This window comes from Nitrobacter winogradskyi Nb-255 (assembly GCF_000012725.1).
GTDB lineage: Bacteria > Pseudomonadota > Alphaproteobacteria > Rhizobiales > Xanthobacteraceae > Nitrobacter > Nitrobacter winogradskyi.
In genome coordinates this window covers 1,963,025-1,981,994 of record NC_007406.1, presented here as the reverse complement: position 1 = coordinate 1,981,994, position 18,970 = coordinate 1,963,025, and the positions used below count along the sequence as shown (strand labels likewise).

The window sequence follows — 18,970 nt, the reverse complement described above, 5'->3', positions numbered from 1 at the left end:
GTTCCAGCTTCACTCAAATCGCGGATATCATGACCGATTCCAGTCCATCGCAGCATCTTTTCGCGGATGTGCTTGCGCGCGTGCATCGGGCCTGCGCCGCGCTCGCGGAAGAAGGCGCGCTTCCGTCCGGGCTGGATCTGGCGCGGATCGTGGTCGAGCCGCCGCGCGATGCCTCGCATGGCGACATGGCGACCAACGCCGCCATGGTGCTGGCGAAAGACGCCAAAGCCAAGCCGCGCGATCTCGCGGAGCGGATCGTGACGAAGCTGCGCGCCGACGACCTGATCGAGAGCGCCGACATCGCAGGGCCAGGTTTTATCAACCTGACCCTGAAGTTGCCGGTCTGGGCTGATGTATTGCGTGACGTGTTGCGGGATGGCGAGGGCTATGGCCGCAGCGCCATCGGCGCCGGCGAAAAGGTCAACGTCGAATACGTCTCGGCCAATCCGACCGGCCCGATGCATGTCGGGCATTGCCGGGGCGCGGTGTTCGGCGACGCGCTGGCGAGCCTGTTGTCGTTCGCCGGCTATGACGTGACGCGCGAATACTACATCAACGACGCCGGATCGCAGGTCGACGTGCTCGCGCGCTCGGCGTTCCTGCGCTACCGCGAGGCGCTGGGCGAGGACATCGGCGAGATTCCGGACGGGCTCTATCCCGGCGATTATCTGAAGCCGGTGGGTCAGGCGCTTGCCGCCGGGCATGGCGATAGTCTGGTGAAGGCTCCCGAAGCGGAGTGGCTTGGTCTCGTGCGCGCCAAGGCCATCGGCATGATGATGGAGATGATCAGGGGCGATCTCGCCGCGCTGAACATCCGGCACGACGTGTTCTTCTCGGAGCGCTCGCTGATCGATGGCAGCGCGGATCGCGTCGCGGAGACCATCGGTTTCCTGCGAGAGAAGGGCGACGTCTATGAGGGCCGGTTGCCGCCACCGAAGGGCGCGCCGGTGGAAGACTACGAGGATCGCGAGCAGACCCTGTTCCGCGCCACGGCCTACGGCGACGATGTCGATCGCCCGCTGAAGAAGTCGGATGGCGGATATACCTACTTCGCCTCGGATATCGCCTATCACAAGACGAAGTTCGACCGTGGCTTTCACAACATGGTTGATGTCTGGGGCGCCGATCACGGCGGTTACATCAAGCGCGTGCAGGCCGCGATCAAGGCGGTCACGTCGGGCAAGGGGACCCTTGATGTCAAGATCGTGCAGCTCGTGAAGCTGCTGCGCAACGGCGAGCCAGTGAAGATGTCGAAGCGCGCCGGGGATTTCGTGACGTTACGTGAAGTAGTCGAGGAAGTCGGCTCCGACGCCGTGCGCTTCATGATGCTGTTCCGCAAGAATGATGCGGTGCTGGATTTCGACCTCGCCAGGGTCATCGAGCAGTCGAAGGACAATCCGGTTTTCTATGTCCAGTACGGCCACGCCCGCGGCTTCTCGATTTTCCGCAATGCGCGCGAGGTGTTCCCGGATCTTCCCGAAGCGGATGCGGAGCGAAGGCAATTCCTCGGGACAGCGGACCTGGAACGGCTGTCCGATCCGGCGGAACTCGGCCTGCTACGGAAGCTGGCGCTTTATCCGCGAACGGTCGAAGCTGCGGCGGCCGCTCATGAGCCGCATCGGATCGCTTTCTATCTCTATGATCTCGCAAGCGAATTTCATGCGCTTTGGACGAAGGGGCGCGATTTGCCTCATTTACGCTTCATTATCAATAATGATGCACAAATAACCAGGGCACGGCTGGCGCTGGTTCAGGGCGTTGTCGCTGTTCTGGCATCCGGACTTACCGTTCTCGGCGTCCATGCGCCGACCGAGATGCGATAATGGGTTAGCCGTCATGAAGGGGATCGTGATGGGCTTGATTGGCAGCTGTTTCGTTTAGAACGAGCGAGTTGGCGCCTTTCCGAAAGGGACGCGACATCACGATGGCTCATCGATATCAGGACCGGCCCTTCCCGGAGGACGACGATTACGGGCGCGACGACCAGCGCGCGACTGCTCCCACGGAGCCGGATCCGCTTGCGGAACTGGCGCGCCTGATTGGTCAGGGCGATTCTTTCGGTGAGCCCAGGCGGGAAACGCCGATGGCTCCCGTGGATGATCCCGTCGACCATTTCGAGCCGCTGCCGCCGATCGAGGAACCGATCGAGGGGGAGCCACCCGCCGGACCGCCGTCCTGGATTCAAAGGCGGATGGCCCGGCCCGATCCTTCGCCGGAGCAACTCGAATCCTCGGCGCATCCGGTGCTGCGGCGCGCGGCGGTTTATCCAGACAGCCATCAGCCTGAGCCGGAATCTTATCAGGCCGATCCCGGCCGTTACGACGATGCCCGCTACGGGAATTTGCCGGACGATCAGCCGGCCTATGCGTATGGCGATCGCGTTCCGCACGATGCTTATGAAGGCCAGTATCCGCGCGAGACCTATCCGGAAGCGCCCTTCGGCGACGAGAACGGCTATGGCGAATCTTACGGCTACGGGGAGGCCGAAGATGAACCGGCTCCCGGCCGTCGCGGAAAAATGGCGACGGTGGTCGCGGTTCTGGCGCTCGCGGTGGTCGGCACCGGCGCGGCGTATGCTTATCGCACCTTTGTCGGGAACGCGCCTAACGGTGAGCCGCCGATCATCAGGGCCGATACCGAACCCAACAAGATCGTGCCTCAGCAGACGACTTCGGGTGATGCCGTCGGCAAGTTGCTTCAGGACCGGATGTCCGTGGAAAACGGCACCGAGCAGGTGGTGTCTCGCGAAGAGCAGCCGGTCGATGTCAAAAGCGCCGTGAGCGCCGGCCCGCGTGTGGTTTTTCCGCCACTGAACCAGAACGATAACCCGCCGTCCGCGGCTAGCGTGGCTCCGGATATCAAGCCTCCCGCGACCGTTGCAAACAGCGCGCTCGGGGGCGACGAGCCGCGCAAGGTCAGGACCCTCGCGGTCCGCGGTGATCAGGCCGATCTCGCCGCCGCGTCCGCCGCCAGCCGGCATGCCGCTGCGGCGGGGGCCGCGCCCGGAGCCAATGTGCCGCTCTCGCAGACCGCCGACACGCGAACCCGGATGGCGTCGACCCATCCGGCGCAGCAGTCGTCCGCCAGCGGGGGCTATCTGGTCCAGGTTTCCTCGCAAAGGAATGAGGCGGACGCGCAGGCGTCGTTCCGGGTGCTACAGGGTAAATTCCCGTCGATGCTGGGATCGCGTACGCCTGTGATCAAGCGCGCCGACCTCGGCGCCAAGGGTGTCTACTATCGCGCAATGGTCGGGCCGTTCGCCTCGTCCGGCGAGGCATCGCGTTTCTGCGGAAGCCTCAAATCGGCCGGAGGACAGTGCGTCGTCCAAAGGAATTAACGGCGGTTTCCTTGACCATCGCGGCCGGTGAGAGCTAATCGGCCGCTATGAGCACGCGCGCATTCATCACGGGAGCGTCAGGCCTTGGCCTGACAATGCAGGAGCGCGAATTCCTGCGCGCAGGGCGCCCGTGGGGTTTCATCCTGTTCAAGAGGAACATCGACAATCCTCTGCAGGTTGCGCGCCTGGTTCAGGAGTTTCGAGAAGCTATCGAGGATGGTGATGCACCCGTCCTGATCGACCAGGAAGGCGGCCGCGTGCAGCGGTTGGGGCCGCCGCATTGGCCCGTCTATCCGGCGGGCGCGACGTTCGGCGCTCTCTATGATCGCGATCAGGCTGCGGGGTTGGAGGCCGCGCGACTTGGCGCGCAACTGATCGCGGCCGATCTCGCCGATCTCGGAATCACGGTCGACTGCCTGCCGCTGGCGGATGTTCCGGTGCCGGGCGCGGATGCCGTCATCGGTGATCGCGCTTATGGGACCGATCCCCTAAAGGTCGCGACCATCGCGCGGGCCGTCACCGAGGGGCTGGAGCAGGGTGGTGTGTTGCCGGTTCTCAAGCATATTCCGGGTCACGGACGGGCGACCGCGGACACTCATCACCGACTCCCGATCGTGGATACCTTGAAAGACGAGCTTGAGGCTGTTGATTTCGCTGCGTTCCGTCCCCTTTCTGATCTGCCGATGGCGATGACCGCACATGTTGTGTTCAGTGCGATTGACGCCACCCAACCGGCGACAACATCTGCGACAATCATCGAGCAGGTGATTCGCGGCTCGATCGGATTTCAGGGACTGTTGATGAGCGATGACGTGTCGATGAATGCGCTGACGGGATCGATCGCCCAGCGGACGAGGGCGATCGTTGCGGCCGGGTGCGACATGGTTTTGCACTGCAATGGCCAATTGGACGAGATGCGGCAGGTCGCCAGCGAAGCTCCGGAATTGTCGGGAGTCGCGCTGGACCGCGCCCGGCGGGCCCTCGCCGCGCGCAGGCCGCCGCAACCGTTCGACCGCGAAGCGGCGCGCGCGAAACTCGACGCGTTGACGGCGGCAAGCGCATGAGCGCGGAAATTCTTTCGTTTGAAACAGGCCGTCCGACGGAGCGCGTCGTCGCCGACGAGGTGGCGCTCGTGGTCGATGTCGAGGGTTATGAGGGCCCGCTCGACCTGTTGCTGGCGCTTGCGCGGCAGCAAAAGGTCGACCTGTCGAAAATCTCCATTCTGGCGCTCGCGGATCAGTATCTGGTTTTTGTCGAGGCGGCTCGCAAGATTCGTCTCGAACTCGCCGCGGATTACCTGGTGATGGCGGCGTGGCTCGCCTTCCTGAAATCGCGATTGCTGCTGCCGGAGCCGCCGACACCGGATGGGCCCAGCGCGGGCGAAATGGCGGCGGCGCTCGCCAACCGTCTGCGCCGGCTTGAGGCCATCCGCGAGGCATCGAACCGCCTGATGAATCGTCAGCAACTGGGGCGCGACATCTTCCCGCGCGGAAATCCCGAGTCGATCGCCGAGATCCGGCATCCGAAGTTTACCGCGACCTTGTTCGACCTGCTCTCCGCCTATGCCGTGCAGCGTCAGCAGCGGGTATTGACCACCGTTCACATGGCCAAGCGCACGGTCTGGTCGTTGAGCGAGGCGCGAGCCTCGCTTGAGCGTCTGGTCGGTCTTGCGGGTGAGGACTGGGGCTGTCTCGATGAATATCTGATGACGTTTGTCGTCGATCCGGCGCAGCGCGCCACCGTGTTCGCGTCGAGTTTTGCATCCGCTCTCGAATTGGTGCGCGAGGGCGTGATGGATCTGAATCAGAAAGAGGCCTTCGCGCCGCTTTATTTTCGCAAGCGTGCGCCGCAGCCGTCACCCGATCCGACGGCGGGACCGGACACCCCGGTGCAGTAATTGGAAGAAGGAGACCGAGCGATGGCAAGCCTGGCGGAAATACGCGTGGAGCGGCTCGAGGAACCCGAAACGGAACTGCCCGCGTCGCGGCCCGAGGAATTGCGCTTGCTGGAGGCGCTGCTGTTCGCTTCCTCCGAGCCGCTGGATCAGTCGGCGCTCGCCAAGCGGATGCCCGACGGCGTCGATATCAAATCGGCTCTCGCCCAGTTGCAGGCGGACTATGCGTCGCGGGGCGTCAACCTGGTGCGAATCGCCAACAAGTGGACCTTCCGCACGGCGGGCGATCTGGCCTGGCTGATGACGCGGGAAAGCACGGAGACGCGGCGCCTGTCGCGCGCGGCGATCGAGGTGTTGGCCATCATCGCCTATCATCAGCCCGTGACGCGCGCGGAGATCGAGGAGATCCGCGGCGTCGTGACCTCCAAGGGCACGCTGGACGTTCTTCTGGAGACCGGCTGGATCAAGCCGCGCGGTCGCCGCAAGACACCGGGCCGCCCGCTCACCTTCGGGACGACCGAGGCGTTTCTGTCCCAGTTCAGCCTCGAGAATCTCGGCGATCTGCCGGGCCTGGAAGAGCTGAAAGGAACCGGGCTGCTGGATTCGCGCCTGCCGGGCGGGTTCAGCGTTCCGACGCCATCAGACGATCCGGCTTTGCGCGACGACGAGGATCCGCTTGATGCGGGCGATCTCGAACTGGCGCTGGTCCCGGCTTTGGAGGCGGAAAGCGATAATTCGAGCAGCGGCGGTACTGCCCCGACAGGATCCTGAGGCGTTTCAAGCGAAGCGCGTCCTCGGGCTTGACCCGACGGAGGTTTCCGTTCGCTTGAAGTCAAAGCATCGTTTCATCAGAAGCGAGGCTCTCGCTCGGGCCAGCCTGACGCACGGACGCGACGTTTACCGGTCCCTTTTCAGCCGAACGCCTCGCGAATGCCATCGATGACGAACTGGACGGCGAGGGCGGCCAATACGACGCCGAGCAATCGCGACAGCACGACGTTGCCGGTGTGGCCGAGCGCGCCGGCCACGCGCCCCGCCAACGCGAAGGTGACGCCGCAAATGGCGGCGACCGCAATGATGATAGCGATCAGCGCTATCAGTTGAACCGGCTGATCCGCCGCGCGACCGGCCAGCAGCAGGGTGGCCGTGATCGCCCCCGGACCCGCGATCATCGGGATCGCCAGCGGAAAGGCCGCGATATTTCGCGCGTGCTCCTCCGCCGCCTGGGTCGCCTGCTGGGCCTCTCGCGCCGGCCGGACCCCCAGCACCATCTCGAACGCGACCACGAACAGCAGGAGTCCGCCGGAGATGCGAAACGCGGGGAGGCCGATTCCGAGCCGGGCGAGGAGCCATGTCCCGCCGAGCGCCGTCGCCACCAGGATGGCGGCGGCTATCGCCGAGGCGCGCCAGCCGATGCCGCGCCGGGCGGCCTTCGGCAGGCCCTGGGTGATTGACAGGAACACCGGGGCCAGACCGATCGGATCGACCACCACCATCAGCGTCGCGAAGGTCGTCAGCGCGTAGTCCGGCAGCACCGTTCCACCATCAGATTCTGGTTGCCAATATGGCTTATAAGTAACTGAAAGAACGACGGGAAAAAACCGCCTCCGGCGATCGCCGAAGGTGGTTTTCCCAGCCTCGATAGGCTATACGATTCCGAGCAGAAACCGACCGGAATCCTTCCTTGTCAGATATCGAAGACACTAAACCCGAGGAGCCGCCGGCGCCTTCGGGCATTCGGCCCGTTTCCATCCTCGAGGAGATGAAACGCAGCTATCTCGATTACGCGATGAGCGTGATCGTGGCGCGGGCGCTGCCGGATGCGCGCGACGGCCTCAAGCCGGTCCACCGTCGCATTCTCTACGCGATGTATGAGAACGGCTTCGAGTGGAACAAGCCCTACCGCAAATCCGCCCGCACTGTCGGCGACGTCATCGGTAAGTACCATCCTCACGGCGATCAATCGGTTTATGACGCGCTCGTGCGGATGGCGCAGGATTTCTCGATGCGCGTGCCGCTGATCGACGGACAGGGCAATTTCGGCTCGGTGGACGGCGATATGGCGGCGGCGATGCGCTACACCGAATCCCGCCTCACCAAGATCGCCCAATCGCTGCTCGACGACATCGACAAGGACACCGTCGATTTCCAGCCCAACTACGATAATAGCGAGAGAGAGCCGTCGGTTCTTCCGGCGAAATTTCCAAATCTTCTGGTCAACGGCGCCGGCGGCATCGCCGTCGGCATGGCGACCAACATCCCGCCGCACAATCTCGGCGAGGTCATCGACGCCTGCGTGGCGCTGATCGACGATCCGGCGCTCGGCATCGACGACCTCATCAAGATCATTCCGGGTCCGGACTTCCCGACCGGCGGCATCATCCTTGGACGGCAGGGCATCCGCTCGGCCTATCACCTCGGCCGGGGCTCGATCGTGATGCGCGGCAAAGTGTCGATCGATACGATCCGCAAGGACCGCGAGGCGATCGTGGTTTCGGAGATCCCCTATCAGGTCAACAAGGCCAGCATGGTCGAGCGCATCGCCGAGCTGGTGCGCGAGAAGAAGATCGACGGCATCTCGGATTTGCGTGACGAATCCGATCGCGAAGGGTTTCGCGTCGTCGTCGAGTTGAAGCGCGACGCCGTTCCGGAGATCGTGCTCAATCAGCTTTACAAGTACACGCCGCTGCAGACCAACTTCGGCGCCAACATGGTGGCGCTGGATGCGGGCCGTCCGCAGGTCATGAACCTGAAAGACCTGCTGACCCTGTTTATCGCGTTCCGCGAACAGGTCGTCACGCGCCGCACCAAGTTCCTGCTCAACAAGGCCCGCGATCGCGCCCACATCCTGGTCGGTCTCGCGATCGCCGTCGCCAACATCGACGAGATCATCCGCGTGATCAGGGAGTCGCCGGATCCCAACGCCGCGCGCGAGACGTTGATGTCGCGCGACTGGCCGGCGAAGGATGTCGCGGCGATGATCACGCTGATCGACGATCCGCGCCACCGCGTGTCGCCGGACGGCACGGCGCGGCTGTCGATGGAGCAGGCGAAAGCCATTCTCGATCTGCGTCTGCAGCGCCTGACCGCGCTCGGCCGCGAGGAAATCTCGGAGGAACTCGACAAGCTCGCCATCGAGATCGCCGACTATCTGGACATCCTGCGGTCGCGCGCGCGCGTACAGGCGATCATCAAGACCGAGCTTGGCGCGGTGAAGTCCGAATTCGCCACCCCGCGCAGGACGGTTATCGTCGAGCAGGAAGGGGAGGTCGAGGACGAGGACCTGATCCAGCGCGAGGATATGGTCGTGACCGTCTCGCATGCAGGCTATGTCAAGCGGGTGCCGCTATCGACCTACCGCGCGCAGAAGCGTGGCGGCAAAGGCCGCTCCGGAATGCAGACGAGGGACGAGGATTTCGTCAGCCGGCTGTTCGTCGCCTCGACTCATACGCCGGTGCTGTTCTTTTCGTCGCGCGGACAGGTCTACAAGGAAAAGGTCTGGCGGCTGCCGATGGCGGCTCCCAATGCCCGCGGCAAGGCGCTGATCAACATCCTGCCGCTCGACCAGGGCGAGCGTATCACCACCATCATGCCGCTGCCGGAGGATGAATCGTCCTGGGCCGACCTGGACGTCATGTTCGCGACCACCAGCGGAACGGTCCGCCGCAACAAGCTCTCCGATTTCGTCGATGTCCGGCGTTCCGGCATTATCGCGATGAAGCTGGGTGAGGGCGAGTCGATCGTCGACGTGCAGATCTGCACCGAGCGCGACGACGTGCTGCTGACCGCCGCGGGCGGTCAGTGCATCCGGTTCCCCGTCACCGACGTGCGCGTGTTCTCGGGCCGGACATCGATGGGAGTGCGCGGCATCGCGCTGGCCAAGGGCGATCGGGTTATCTCGCTGTCGATCCTGCATCACTTCGACGCCACGCCGGCCGAACGCGCGGCGTATCTTAAGCAGTCCGGCGCGATCCGCCGCGCGGCGACCGGCGAGGATATCGAGCCGGAGGAGGCGACGCCCGAGGCCGACGAGGCCGCGCATACTGATCTCTCGCTGCCCGAAGGGCGTTATGTGGAGATGGGCGCCGCCGAGCAGTTCGTGCTCACCGTCACGACCTATGGCTATGGCAAGCGATCGTCGTCGTTCGAATTCAGGGTTTCAGGACGCGGCGGCAAGGGCATTCGCGCGACCGATCCGACCAAGCTTGGCGAGATCGGACATCTCGTCGCTGGATTCCCGGTCGAGATGTCGGACCAGATCATGCTGGTGAGCGACGGCGGGCAGTTGATCCGGGTGCCGGTGGAAGGCATCCGCATCACCAGCCGGGCCTCCAAGGGCGTCCGCGTGTTCAACACGGCGGATGGCGAGCATGTGGTGTCGGTCGAACATATTCGAGAGGACGGCGAGAACGGCAACGGCGGATAATTTCCGCCCGCTCACAAAACAAAAGCCGCCCATTGTCATCAACGACGGCTTCCTCTTTGGAAGAATAAAGCTACGAAACTTAATCCGGGATCAGCGATGTCCTGCCGTGATCAGCCGGGCTTCACGAACCACCGTCCTGGAGCCGGCGGCGCGAAGGCAGGATGCATCGAAATTCGGCCAGGCTTGCTGCGAACAGACCGCGCCTGCGGGCCGGATATCGAGCCGATCGGCCTTGGCGAGCGGAACGGGCGTGCTGGCGGAAACCTGCGGCGCGAAACCCGGAAGAACGGTGAGGGCGGCTGCGATGAACGCCGCGACCGCAACTGCGGAAAGAGCTTTGATCATGACGGTCCCCTGTGATCTGGGCCTGTCCGTTTGATTTTCGCGGCCCGCTTGGTTGGACGGATTGATAATCGGTCCTCGTTTCGCGATGTCTTCGCCCGTTATAAAAGTGGTTTCGTCGTGCGGGAGAATTGTTTCACCACGTCTTTTCAAGACGAAACAAACCTGAAATCCGCAATGATTTCAGTTGTCTCGGCGATACATGAATAAGACGCGCACACCCCGGTCCGGTTCGATCGGCGGGTGAGAAATAAATATCGGCCGCCGCTTCGATCATTGCGGAACCCGCTTCGCTTGCGGCCTCTGAACAGGCGCGCTATAGCGTTTTCGAGCGAAGTGGAATCCGGTTCGCGTGAAGAAAACGCGTTAAATCAAAGTCATAGAGCCTGCTTCTGATTCTCTCAGAAGCGGAAAGGCTCTGGAGTCTGATCCAACTGCGTTGAATCAGACTTCAGCCCTAACTTTTTGATCGAGCATGATCTTATCCGAAAACCGGTTTCCACTTTTCGGGATCATGCTCTAGAGGGGGACGATGCCACGCGTCGCGCTCTATCCGGGATCGTTCGATCCCGTCACCAATGGCCATCTCGATGTCGTCAGACATGCCGTCGCCCTGTGCGACCGGCTGATCGTGGCTGTCGGCGTTCACCCCGGCAAGACGCCTGTGTTTTCGGCGGATGACCGCCTCGCGATGGCGCGCTCGGTGTTCGAACCGGTTGCGGTCGAAGCCGGATGCGCTTTCGATTGCGTGACCTATGACGACCTGACAGTCGCGGCCGCGCATAAAGTCGGCGCCACGATTCTGGTTCGGGGCCTGCGCGACGGCACCGATCTCGACTATGAAATGCAGATCGCCGGCATGAACGAGACCATGGCCCCCGACGTGCACACCGTGTTCGTTCCGGCTTCGCCCGGCGTCCGCCCGATCACCGCCACACTGGTGCGCCAGATCGCAACGATGGGCGGCGATGTGTCGCCTTTCGTTCCGCAGCTGGTCGCATCCAGGCTCAGGACCAAATTCGCCGGTTGAATGAACCGATTTTCCTCAGATCCGGAGTTGTCATGATTAGAATTCTTGGCCTCGTCGCCGCGCTGATATTCGCGGTCCCCGCTTTCGCGCAGCCATTGCCGGCCGGTCTCGACAAGCAGAACGCGATCGTGATCGACACCACGAAGGGACAGATCGTCATCAAGCTGCGGTCCGATATCGCGCCCAAACATGCCGAGCGCATCAAGCAACTCGCGCGTGACGGCTTCTACAACAACGTGCCGTTTCATCGGGTCATGGATGGCTTCATGGCGCAGACGGGCGATGGCAAGAATTTCAACGGCACCGGTGGCTCAAAATATCCGAACCTCCAGGCCGAGTTCTCCAACGTGCCGTTCAAGCGCGGCGTGGTCGGAATGGCGCGCGCGGGAAGTCCCGATTCAGCGAACTCGCAGTTCTTCATCTGCTTCGCCGACGCCTCCTTCCTCAACGGCAAATATACCGTGGTGGGCGATGTCGTCGCGGGCATGGACGTGGTGGACAAGTTGAAGAAGGCGCCCGCCGGTTCGAGCAGCGGCACCGTCACCGACCCGGACAAGATGCTGAAGGTTCAGGTTGCTTCCGACGTCAAGTAAAAAACGGACGAACCCCTTACAAACGGAAAGAGAAACGAGCATGGCTGACAGCGAAAACACTTTGATCCTCGAAACCACCCAGGGACCCGTGACGATCGAGATGCGCCCCGATCTTGCTCCCGGCCACGTCGCGCGGATCAAGGAACTGGTGCGTGAAGGGTTCTACGACGGCATCGTATTTCACCGCGTGATCGACGGCTTCATGGCGCAGACCGGATGCCCGCAAGGCACCGGCATGGGCGGCTCCGGCCAGAAACTGAAGGCTGAGTTCAACAGGGAGCCGCATGTGCGCGGCACCGCGTCCATGGCGCGGGCGCAAAGCCCGGATTCGGGCGACAGCCAGTTCTTCATCTGCTTCGACAATGCATCCTTCCTGGACGGCCAGTACACCGTCTGGGGCAAGGTGATCGAAGGCATGGAGAATGTCGACAAGATCAAGCGCGGCGAGCCGGTGCAAAATCCCGACAAGATCGTCAAGGCCAGGATAGCGGCGGACGCGGCCTAGAGCATTTTCCGGCGAAGTGGATACCGGTTCGCCGCAAGAAAATGCGACCAGACAACCATTTCTGGAGCATGGCCCGATTCAACTTGATCGGATCATGCTCTAGAGCAGGTTCGCTTCTGATTGAATCGGAAGCGGGGCTCTGGATTACTGTTTTGACGCGTTTTCTTCACGCGAGCGGCATTTCGTCCTCGGGTGTGGCCCGAGGACATGCTTCGCTCGAAAACGCTACAAGGCGCTGTTCCGATTCTTCAGACCGACGCGCAATGGCCGGATGTGTTCCGGCCATTGACGTTTCGAGCCGGCGGGGCCAGTGAAAACGCCATAGCTTGATCATTCCATGCGAACCGATCTCTTCGATTTCGAACTGCCGGCCGGGAGCATTGCGCTGCGTCCGGCGAGCCCGCGCGATTCCGCGCGGATGCTCGTGGTGCAGCCCGGATCCGGCGTGCGCGACCAGCAAGTGAGCGATCTTCCGGAATGGCTGCGGCCAGGTGACCAGCTCGTCGTAAATGATACGCGGGTCATCGCCGCTCAGTTGCATGGCCGCCGAATCGGGCGCGAGGCGGAACCGAGGATAGACGCGACGCTGATCAAGCGCCTCGACGGTTCTCGCTGGAGCGCATTGGTCAGGCCCGCCAGGAAGCTCATGGCGGGAGACATCGTTCGTTTAGGCAACGAGGGACGGGTGTGCTTCCTGGGACATCTCGACGCGCGGGTCGAAAGCAAGGGCGAGGAGGGCGAAGTGACGTTCGCCTTCTCGTTTCACGGGCCGATGCTGGATCAGGCCATTGCCGAGCTGGGCTCAACGCCGCTGCCGCCCTACATTGCGTCAAAGCGCGCGCCCGACGATCGCGATGCCTCAGATTATCAGACCATGTTCGCGACTCATGAGGGCGCGGTCGCGGCGCCGACCGCGGGTCTGCATTTCACGCCGGAGATCGAAACGGCGCTGCGTGGTCGTGGCGTGGGCCTTCATCGGATCACCCTGCATGTCGGGGCGGGTACGTTTCTTCCGGTAAAGGTCGATGACACCGCCGGTCACCGGATGCATTCGGAATGGGGCGCGATATCTACGGAGACCGCCGACGCGTTGAACGCGGCGCGATCGCGCGGTGGCCGGATCGTCGCGGTTGGTACGACATCGCTTCGGCTTTTGGAAAGCGCGGCCGACGATGACGGACGGATCAAGCCGTTTACCGGGGAGACCGCGATATTCATCACGCCCGGCCATCGCTTCCGCGCGGTCGATATCCTGATGACGAATTTTCATCTGCCGCGATCGACGCTGTTCATGCTGGTCTCCGCCTTCAGCGGTCTTGAAACCATGAAACAGGCCTATGCTCATGCTATCTCGGCGGGTTACCGGTTCTATTCCTATGGGGACGCCTGTCTGCTGTTTCCGGAACGGGCGGGCGCATGAGTCTCGCCAACCATTTCGAGCTTCTCGGGCGCGACGGCGACGCTCGCACCGGGCTTCTCACCACGGCTCACGGAACGGTGCGAACGCCGGCGTTCATGCCGGTCGGCACGCAGGGCGCGATGAAGGGCCTGCAATGGCAGGACGTGCGCGATGCCGGAGCCGACATCGTGCTCGGCAACACCTATCACCTGATGCTGAGGCCCGGCGCCGAGCGGATCCACGAACTCGGCGGCCTGCAAAAATTCACCAGGTGGGGTGGACCCATGCTGACCGATTCCGGCGGCTTCCAGGTGATGTCGCTGGCGCAGTTGCGTAAGGTGAAAGAGCAGGGCGTGACGTTTCGATCCCATATCGACGGCACCGCGATCGAGCTCACGCCGGAACGCGCGATCGAGGTGCAGCGTCTGCTCGGCTCCGACATCGCGATGCAACTCGACGAATGCGTGCGTTTGCCGGCGGAACGTGGAGACATCGAGCGCGCCATGCAGCTCTCGCTGCGCTGGGCCGAGCGCAGCAGGCGCGCCTTCGAGGGTGCCCCCGCCGCCAACATGCTGTTCGGCATCGTTCAGGGTGGGGACATCCCGGAACTGCGGCGCACGAGCGCGTGCGGGCTGACCGGGATCGGTTTCCACGGCTACGCCATCGGCGGTCTCGCGGTCGGCGAACCTCAGGCCACCATGCTCGCGATGATCGAAGAAGCCGCGCCGTGGTTGCCGATGGAAAGGCCGCGGTATCTGATGGGCGTGGGAACGCCGCACGACCTGCTGGAAGCGGTCGCGCGCGGCATCGATATGTTCGACTGCGTCATGCCGACACGAAACGGACGCCACGGCATGGCCTTCACCCGTTTCGGTCAGATCAACCTGCGCAACGCGCGTCACGCCGACGATCCGCGTCCGCTCGATGAAGAGAGTTCATGGCCAGCGGCGCGCGATTATTCCCGCGCCTATCTGCACCATCTGGTTCGCTCGGGCGAAACACTCGGCGCGATGCTGCTCTCAGGCATCAACATCGCTTATTATCAAAGCCTCATGCAGGCGATGCGCTCGGCGATCGCCGGGGGAGTCTTTCAGGAGTTCAGGGAGCGGACACGCGAAGGCTGGGCGCGCGGCGACATCGCCTCGCGCTGATGCCTGACGGCGCAGAAAAAGATTATGTCAGTTGCAGGCGATCCGTTGGACGACATGCTTGGTGACGAAGCCGTACCCGCACGTGTCGCAACTCCACAAGTGTCCGATGACATTGTCCGGCAAGTATGCGGATGCCTCCGCCGCAATCATCGAGTCGGCGCAAACCGGGCACGCTGGAAGATCGTTTCCATGAGACGAGGAATGGAGCAGGGCGGTCGACCGGACTTCAGCAATCGCTGGCATCGTGACCTCCTTTTGAGATTAATCAGACTGGATTTTCAGGTACGGTACACGCATCGTTTGACGATGTCGCAACACAAATGCGTTTCTTTTACGAATTCCAGTTCGAAGCTCGGTTATCGGCGCGGTTTCCTGATCTGTTTTTTTGGCGCGATGAGTTTTTGCCGCCGCGCCTGGCCGACACGCTGGCTGTGTTCCGAGGATAAGCATTCAACCCATGACTGAAGGACGCTGACATGGATACCAAGCCGAATAACGATGCACTGCACCATGCCGGCCGGGGTCGTGTGTTCGACAGCATTGTCGATACGGTCGGAAACACTCCCATCGTTCGCCTGCGCAGGTTGCCGCAGCAGCACGGCGTGAGTGCGACCATTCTGGCCAAACTGGAATACTTTAATCCGGCCACCAGCGTGAAGGATCGTATCGGCGCGGCGATGATCCAGGCGATGGAGGAAGCCGGCAAGATCAATGCAGACACTGTTTTGATTGAACCGACTTCGGGAAACACCGGCATTGCGCTGGCCTTTGTCGCGGCTTCGCGCGGTTACCGCCTGAAGCTGGTGATGCCGGAATCGGTTTCGACGGAACGCTGCAAGATGCTGGCTTTTCTGGGAGCGGAGATCGTTCTGACGCCGGCGGCCGAAGGCATGAAGGGGTCGATCGCCATGGCCGAGGAACTGGTGCGCACTACTCCCCATGCTGTGATGCCGCAACAGTTCAAGAACCTCGCCAATCCGGAAGTCCACCGGCGCACTACGGCCGAAGAGATCTGGAACGATACCGGCGGGAATATTGACTGGGTCGTGGCTGGCGTCGGCACCGGCGGCACCATCACGGGGATCGGTCAGGCGCTGAAACCCCGCAAGCCGTCGCTGCGCATTGTTGCCGTCGAACCCGAAGAGAGCGCGGTCTTGTCGGGCGGCCGGCATTCGCCGCACAGGATTCAGGGGATCGGCGCGGGTTTCGTGCCCGAGATCCTGGACCGTTCCGCCATCGACGAGATTGTGAAGGTCGATAGCGCCACAGCGCTGGAAACCGCCCGTGCCCTGGCGCGCAGCGAAGGCATTCCAGGCGGAATTTCATCCGGCGCGGCTATTGCGGCGGCGCTTGCCATCGGCCGGAGGCCCGGAAGCGAAGGAAAAACAATTCTCGCCGTCGTCCCCTCGTTTTCGGAACGATATCTTTCGACGGCTCTGTTCGAGGGAATCTGACCAGAGTCTTTCGCCACTTCATGCGACGGTGAAGGATGCTATCTTATCTTCTTAATCTGACGCGTTGTTCTTTGTGAACGAGATTCTATTCCCCGGCGTGACCCGTGGATGGAGTGCGGTTCACATGAGGAACCAGTTAGGGCGTTTTCGAGTGAAGCATGTCCTCGGGCCAGACCCGAGGATGGACACTGTTTCGCGGGAAGAAAATTCAGGGAGCCCGCTTCTGATTCTATCAGAAGCCGAAAAGCTCCAGCACAACAAATATAGCCCCGCTTCTGGATCAGAAGCGAGGCTATGGGCTGAGATGGCGACTGAGATCAGGAACGCGACAGAGAAATACTGGCGCCCTTGAACTGCCCGTCGGAACTGATGACCACGTCCTGCCGGTTGCCGTTCGTCTTCAGTTTGAGCTTCGCGGTAAATGCGGGAGCGCTGACGTCGACGTTGAACTGGCCATTACCGGCACGGCCTTCGAGGGTGCCGCCAACATTGCGGCTGGTCTCGCGCCAGTCTCCAGACAGAACGCCGTTGCGAGCGAGCACGTTGCTTTTGAGCTCGAACTTGTAGCTGTCGCTGGCGCAGAGCAGGGTCTGATTGAGGCCCTGAGCATCGCCGCTGACCGCATAAGTGGCTTTGCATCGAATCTTTTCGGTCGATCCGTCCTCGAGCTGTATCGTGCCACGTCCGGTCCAGATCCCCGCCAAACCTTCAAACGGGCCAGCCCCCGCCAGGCTGGTCGACATCGACAGCATCACCACGGCGCCTAACGCGCACGCGGCGGACAATCCTCGAGACATGATCCCCCCGAATCCCATTTGTATCATCCCATTATTCACTGACGCGAAGCTTCCCACCGGCCACTACAAGGAATTCCTCCGGACGCTCCGTTCCATTTACCCGATCCGACGTTGCCGTTGAGCTGCCCATTGGCGTAAGCTCCACGGATTGATACCTTCACGTAGCCTTGGCTTCCGACGCTGCCGGTAATGTCAGAATTTCCGGCTGTTACCTTGCCGTTGATAACCGTCAGAGGATACTGCGCCACCGGGTCGCAATTGCCCGTCTTGGTGACGATCCTAACATTCCAAAGCCCGTCATAGGTGTTCCCGGCAAGCGCCGGTGAAGCCAAGCCCGCACTCAGAACACCTGAAAAAAGAATAGCATAAGTGTTAGCGCGGTGCATGAACAAGTTCCTCGATTTTCTTGCTTGCCGCGTTATTCCGGGAGATTGTGTCCGAAATTAGCGATAAGACCGGCCGGAGGCCGATAGGCTTCCACCGGATCACTCTGCGCACCGATAACGACTCGGTCGATATTAGCAAATCACTAAATAATTCAACATACTACAAGCTAAATCCCACAATCTTCCGGGAACTCGCCACGTTTGCGGTGTTATCCTTTCCAAGTTTATCCGATTTCGGGGCTCCTGATCAATAACCAGATCCGGCGAGGAAAAACTGATCTATAAAAATACCGGCTTGTCTCAACCGGCGGCCACGGTGTTGCTTTGAAGGAGAGAATATATTTGACCGGTCAGCAGGCCGAGTGGAAGGTCAGGGGCTTCTGGTTGCGATGCTCAAGGTCCTCGCATGAAGGATGATGCACAGAGAGGCCTGCTGCAGTGGCTGGCTCCCGAATTCGCGGCAACGGGTCTGCTGCGGGATGAGCCGTGGGTTCAGGCTTGCGCGCGTGAAGCCGAGAGTATGTACGCGGTAAAGCCGCTTGCGATCGCCGCTGTGAGCATGGTCGTGGTCGAGCCGTTCGCGATCGACTATCTGAGGCAGGCTCCGGTCCTTGTCGTCGCGGCGGCGCAGGGCATGGAATGTTTCCGTCCGAGCGAACGGGAATTTGTCCAGCAGGACTGGCACGCGGCCATCCAGGATCGCCCGAAATTGCGCGATCTTCTGAAGTCCTATGGACTTATCCGCCCGTTACGCGCGCTCAAGGGGCAGGCGTTTCGCGCCGGTCCGACCGAATATCAGATCATTCAGAACCTGTGCGATATCCCGCCCTCGCCACTGGCGCAGGCGATCCCCACCGCGATCCGCAAGCAGCACAACTGGTTGCGCGCGCTCGGTGAGTGGTCCGAGACGATGTGCCGCCGTCAGCAGAGCGCCAAGGCCCTCTTTGAATGGGCGGTGCGCGCGATGGGCGAACACGGGGCGAGCGCGGCGGGTGGCCTTCTGGATCAGGCTTCGGCCGTTGCGGATTATGCGGCCTTTCATATCGACGGGTTCAATCGGCGCTGGAGTTATGAGCGCGCGTACCGGGCGGCGATCGAGTGGCACGATGAACTCGCACGGGCCAGCAGCGAGAAGGCGTACCTTCTGACCCACAAGATCGGATGGAACGATGTCATCGATTATGGAGATCTCCCGCGCAGGAGGATCATCGATGGGTACGAAATTGTAGCGCTTCAGTCAGGCGCGGCGCTTCATGCCGAGGGCGCGGACATGCATCATTGCGTGGCGAGCTACGCGGGAAATGTCATACGCGGGTTCAGCCGGATTTTTTCGGTGCGCAAGGACAGCCAGCGCGTCGCGACCTTCGAGATCAGCAAGTCAGGATTCCTGCTTGCGTCGGGTGAGTTTCTTCAGCTGCCCGCCCGCAAGCGTTCGCCTTACAAGCTTATCCAGACCAAGGGGCCGTGCAATGCCGACGTCTCGCCGGACGTTGAGAAAGTGATACAGGCGTTTATCTTGGGCCTGAACGAGGATACCGCAGCCGCCAGTTGAGCGGTTAGTGCCGATCGGGGTTGTTCGTTCCGATGGCGTGTTTATTGAACGGGCCTGAATCCGGGATAAATCACATCCTGATAAATCACAAAGGGCCCGCCATC

General features: G+C 62.0%; 18 protein-coding genes. 13 read left to right on the top strand and 5 right to left on the bottom strand.

Annotated features, from left to right (window positions below):
* Window positions 1-29: 29 nt before the first annotated feature.
* The 5 genes from argS (at window position 30) to scpB (ending at window position 6,002) form a co-directional block, all read left to right on the top strand.
* The gene (argS, locus tag NWI_RS09435; protein ID WP_011315064.1) at window positions 30-1,823 is read left to right on the top strand and encodes an arginine--tRNA ligase; all 1,794 of its coding nucleotides are present in this window, start codon (window positions 30-32) and stop codon (window positions 1,821-1,823) included.
* A 101-nt stretch (window positions 1,824-1,924) separates the two neighbouring features.
* Entirely contained in the window at window positions 1,925-3,337 is a 1,413-nt protein-coding gene (locus NWI_RS09430; protein ID WP_011315063.1) for an SPOR domain-containing protein, read from the top strand.
* A 47-nt stretch (window positions 3,338-3,384) separates the two neighbouring features.
* Entirely contained in the window at window positions 3,385-4,401 is a 1,017-nt protein-coding gene (gene nagZ, locus NWI_RS09425) for a beta-N-acetylhexosaminidase (protein WP_011315062.1), read from the top strand.
* Window positions 4,398-5,234: a segregation and condensation protein A gene (locus NWI_RS09420; protein ID WP_011315061.1), complete on the top strand. Its 837-nt coding sequence runs from the start codon at window positions 4,398-4,400 to the stop codon at window positions 5,232-5,234. Before nagZ ends, NWI_RS09420 begins: the two co-directional genes overlap by 4 nt.
* A 21-nt stretch (window positions 5,235-5,255) precedes the next feature.
* Window positions 5,256-6,002 carry an SMC-Scp complex subunit ScpB gene (gene scpB, locus NWI_RS09415; protein ID WP_011315060.1) on the top strand — a complete coding sequence of 249 codons (747 nt, stop codon included), beginning with the start codon at window positions 5,256-5,258 and terminating at the stop codon, window positions 6,000-6,002.
* 140 nt (window positions 6,003-6,142) lie between these two features.
* On the opposite strand, the gene NWI_RS09410 is transcribed toward scpB, so the two are convergent.
* Window positions 6,143-6,766, bottom strand: a complete 624-nt coding sequence (locus tag NWI_RS09410; protein WP_011315059.1) for a MarC family protein — start codon at window positions 6,764-6,766, stop codon at window positions 6,143-6,145.
* A 149-nt stretch (window positions 6,767-6,915) separates the two neighbouring features.
* Between NWI_RS09410 and gyrA the strand changes: the two genes are divergently transcribed.
* Window positions 6,916-9,657 (top strand): DNA gyrase subunit A, encoded by a 2,742-nt coding sequence (gyrA, locus tag NWI_RS09405; RefSeq protein WP_011315058.1) that lies wholly within the window; start codon window positions 6,916-6,918, stop codon window positions 9,655-9,657.
* A gap of 90 nt (window positions 9,658-9,747) precedes the next feature.
* On the opposite strand, the gene NWI_RS09400 is transcribed toward gyrA, so the two are convergent.
* The gene (locus tag NWI_RS09400) at window positions 9,748-10,002 is read right to left on the bottom strand and encodes a hypothetical protein (RefSeq protein ID WP_011315057.1); all 255 of its coding nucleotides are present in this window, start codon (window positions 10,000-10,002) and stop codon (window positions 9,748-9,750) included.
* A gap of 529 nt (window positions 10,003-10,531) precedes the next feature.
* Here NWI_RS09400 and coaD point away from each other — a divergent pair.
* From coaD to tgt, 5 genes are all read left to right on the top strand, one after another.
* Window positions 10,532-11,029, top strand: coding sequence for a pantetheine-phosphate adenylyltransferase (coaD, locus tag NWI_RS09395; RefSeq protein WP_011315056.1), 498 nt, complete (start codon window positions 10,532-10,534; stop codon window positions 11,027-11,029).
* 32 nt (window positions 11,030-11,061) lie between these two features.
* A complete protein-coding gene (locus NWI_RS09390) occupies window positions 11,062-11,622 on the top strand; it encodes a peptidylprolyl isomerase (RefSeq protein ID WP_011315055.1) in 561 nt (186 codons plus the stop codon).
* A gap of 40 nt (window positions 11,623-11,662) precedes the next feature.
* Window positions 11,663-12,127 carry a peptidylprolyl isomerase gene (locus NWI_RS09385; protein WP_011315054.1) on the top strand — a complete coding sequence of 155 codons (465 nt, stop codon included), beginning with the start codon at window positions 11,663-11,665 and terminating at the stop codon, window positions 12,125-12,127.
* 337 nt (window positions 12,128-12,464) lie between these two features.
* On the top strand, window positions 12,465-13,547 hold the full coding sequence (gene queA, locus NWI_RS09380; RefSeq protein WP_011315053.1) for a tRNA preQ1(34) S-adenosylmethionine ribosyltransferase-isomerase QueA: 1,083 nt from the start codon (window positions 12,465-12,467) through the stop codon (window positions 13,545-13,547).
* Window positions 13,544-14,677: a tRNA guanosine(34) transglycosylase Tgt gene (gene tgt / locus NWI_RS09375; RefSeq protein ID WP_011315052.1), complete on the top strand. Its 1,134-nt coding sequence runs from the start codon at window positions 13,544-13,546 to the stop codon at window positions 14,675-14,677. The genes queA and tgt overlap by 4 nt, the downstream gene beginning before the upstream one ends.
* A 27-nt stretch (window positions 14,678-14,704) precedes the next feature.
* On the opposite strand, the gene NWI_RS18245 is transcribed toward tgt, so the two are convergent.
* Complete coding sequence (locus NWI_RS18245) at window positions 14,705-14,920, bottom strand: hypothetical protein (protein ID WP_041344967.1); 216 nt, start codon at window positions 14,918-14,920, stop codon at window positions 14,705-14,707.
* Window positions 14,921-15,153: 233 nt separating this feature from the next.
* Between NWI_RS18245 and cysK the strand changes: the two genes are divergently transcribed.
* Complete coding sequence (cysK, locus tag NWI_RS09365) at window positions 15,154-16,131, top strand: cysteine synthase A (RefSeq protein ID WP_011315051.1); 978 nt, start codon at window positions 15,154-15,156, stop codon at window positions 16,129-16,131.
* A gap of 317 nt (window positions 16,132-16,448) precedes the next feature.
* On the opposite strand, the gene NWI_RS09360 is transcribed toward cysK, so the two are convergent.
* Both NWI_RS09360 and NWI_RS16965 read right to left on the bottom strand, forming a co-directional pair.
* Entirely contained in the window at window positions 16,449-16,946 is a 498-nt protein-coding gene (locus NWI_RS09360; RefSeq protein ID WP_011315050.1) for a hypothetical protein, read from the bottom strand.
* A gap of 17 nt (window positions 16,947-16,963) precedes the next feature.
* Window positions 16,964-17,314, bottom strand: a complete 351-nt coding sequence (locus NWI_RS16965; protein WP_011315049.1) for a hypothetical protein — start codon at window positions 17,312-17,314, stop codon at window positions 16,964-16,966.
* Window positions 17,315-17,720: 406 nt separating this feature from the next.
* On the opposite strand from NWI_RS16965, the gene NWI_RS09355 reads away from it, so the two are divergent.
* On the top strand, window positions 17,721-18,866 hold the full coding sequence (locus NWI_RS09355) for a PcfJ domain-containing protein (RefSeq protein WP_011315048.1): 1,146 nt from the start codon (window positions 17,721-17,723) through the stop codon (window positions 18,864-18,866).
* The last annotated feature ends 104 nt before the right edge of the window (window positions 18,867-18,970 follow it).

Bases quoted from the DNA above. Each gene is read 5' to 3' on its own strand.
- argS (WP_011315064.1), top strand. From the start codon at position 30: ATGACCGATTCCAGTCCATCGCAGCATCTTTTCGCGGATGTGCTTGCG.
- NWI_RS09430 (WP_011315063.1), top strand. From the start codon at position 1,925: ATGGCTCATCGATATCAGGACCGGCCCTTCCCGGAGGACGACGATTAC.
- nagZ (WP_011315062.1), top strand. From the start codon at position 3,385: ATGAGCACGCGCGCATTCATCACGGGAGCGTCAGGCCTTGGCCTGACA.
- NWI_RS09420 (WP_011315061.1), top strand. From the start codon at position 4,398: ATGAGCGCGGAAATTCTTTCGTTTGAAACAGGCCGTCCGACGGAGCGC.
- scpB (WP_011315060.1), top strand. From the start codon at position 5,256: ATGGCAAGCCTGGCGGAAATACGCGTGGAGCGGCTCGAGGAACCCGAA.
- NWI_RS09400 (WP_011315057.1), bottom strand. From the start codon at position 10,002: ATGATCAAAGCTCTTTCCGCAGTTGCGGTCGCGGCGTTCATCGCAGCC.
- coaD (WP_011315056.1), top strand. From the start codon at position 10,532: ATGCCACGCGTCGCGCTCTATCCGGGATCGTTCGATCCCGTCACCAAT.
- NWI_RS09390 (WP_011315055.1), top strand. From the start codon at position 11,062: ATGATTAGAATTCTTGGCCTCGTCGCCGCGCTGATATTCGCGGTCCCC.
- NWI_RS09385 (WP_011315054.1), top strand. From the start codon at position 11,663: ATGGCTGACAGCGAAAACACTTTGATCCTCGAAACCACCCAGGGACCC.
- queA (WP_011315053.1), top strand. From the start codon at position 12,465: ATGCGAACCGATCTCTTCGATTTCGAACTGCCGGCCGGGAGCATTGCG.
- tgt (WP_011315052.1), top strand. From the start codon at position 13,544: ATGAGTCTCGCCAACCATTTCGAGCTTCTCGGGCGCGACGGCGACGCT.
- NWI_RS18245 (WP_041344967.1), bottom strand. From the start codon at position 14,920: ATGCCAGCGATTGCTGAAGTCCGGTCGACCGCCCTGCTCCATTCCTCG.
- cysK (WP_011315051.1), top strand. From the start codon at position 15,154: ATGGATACCAAGCCGAATAACGATGCACTGCACCATGCCGGCCGGGGT.
- NWI_RS09360 (WP_011315050.1), bottom strand. From the start codon at position 16,946: ATGGGATTCGGGGGGATCATGTCTCGAGGATTGTCCGCCGCGTGCGCG.
- NWI_RS16965 (WP_011315049.1), bottom strand. From the start codon at position 17,314: ATGCACCGCGCTAACACTTATGCTATTCTTTTTTCAGGTGTTCTGAGT.
- NWI_RS09355 (WP_011315048.1), top strand. From the start codon at position 17,721: ATGAAGGATGATGCACAGAGAGGCCTGCTGCAGTGGCTGGCTCCCGAA.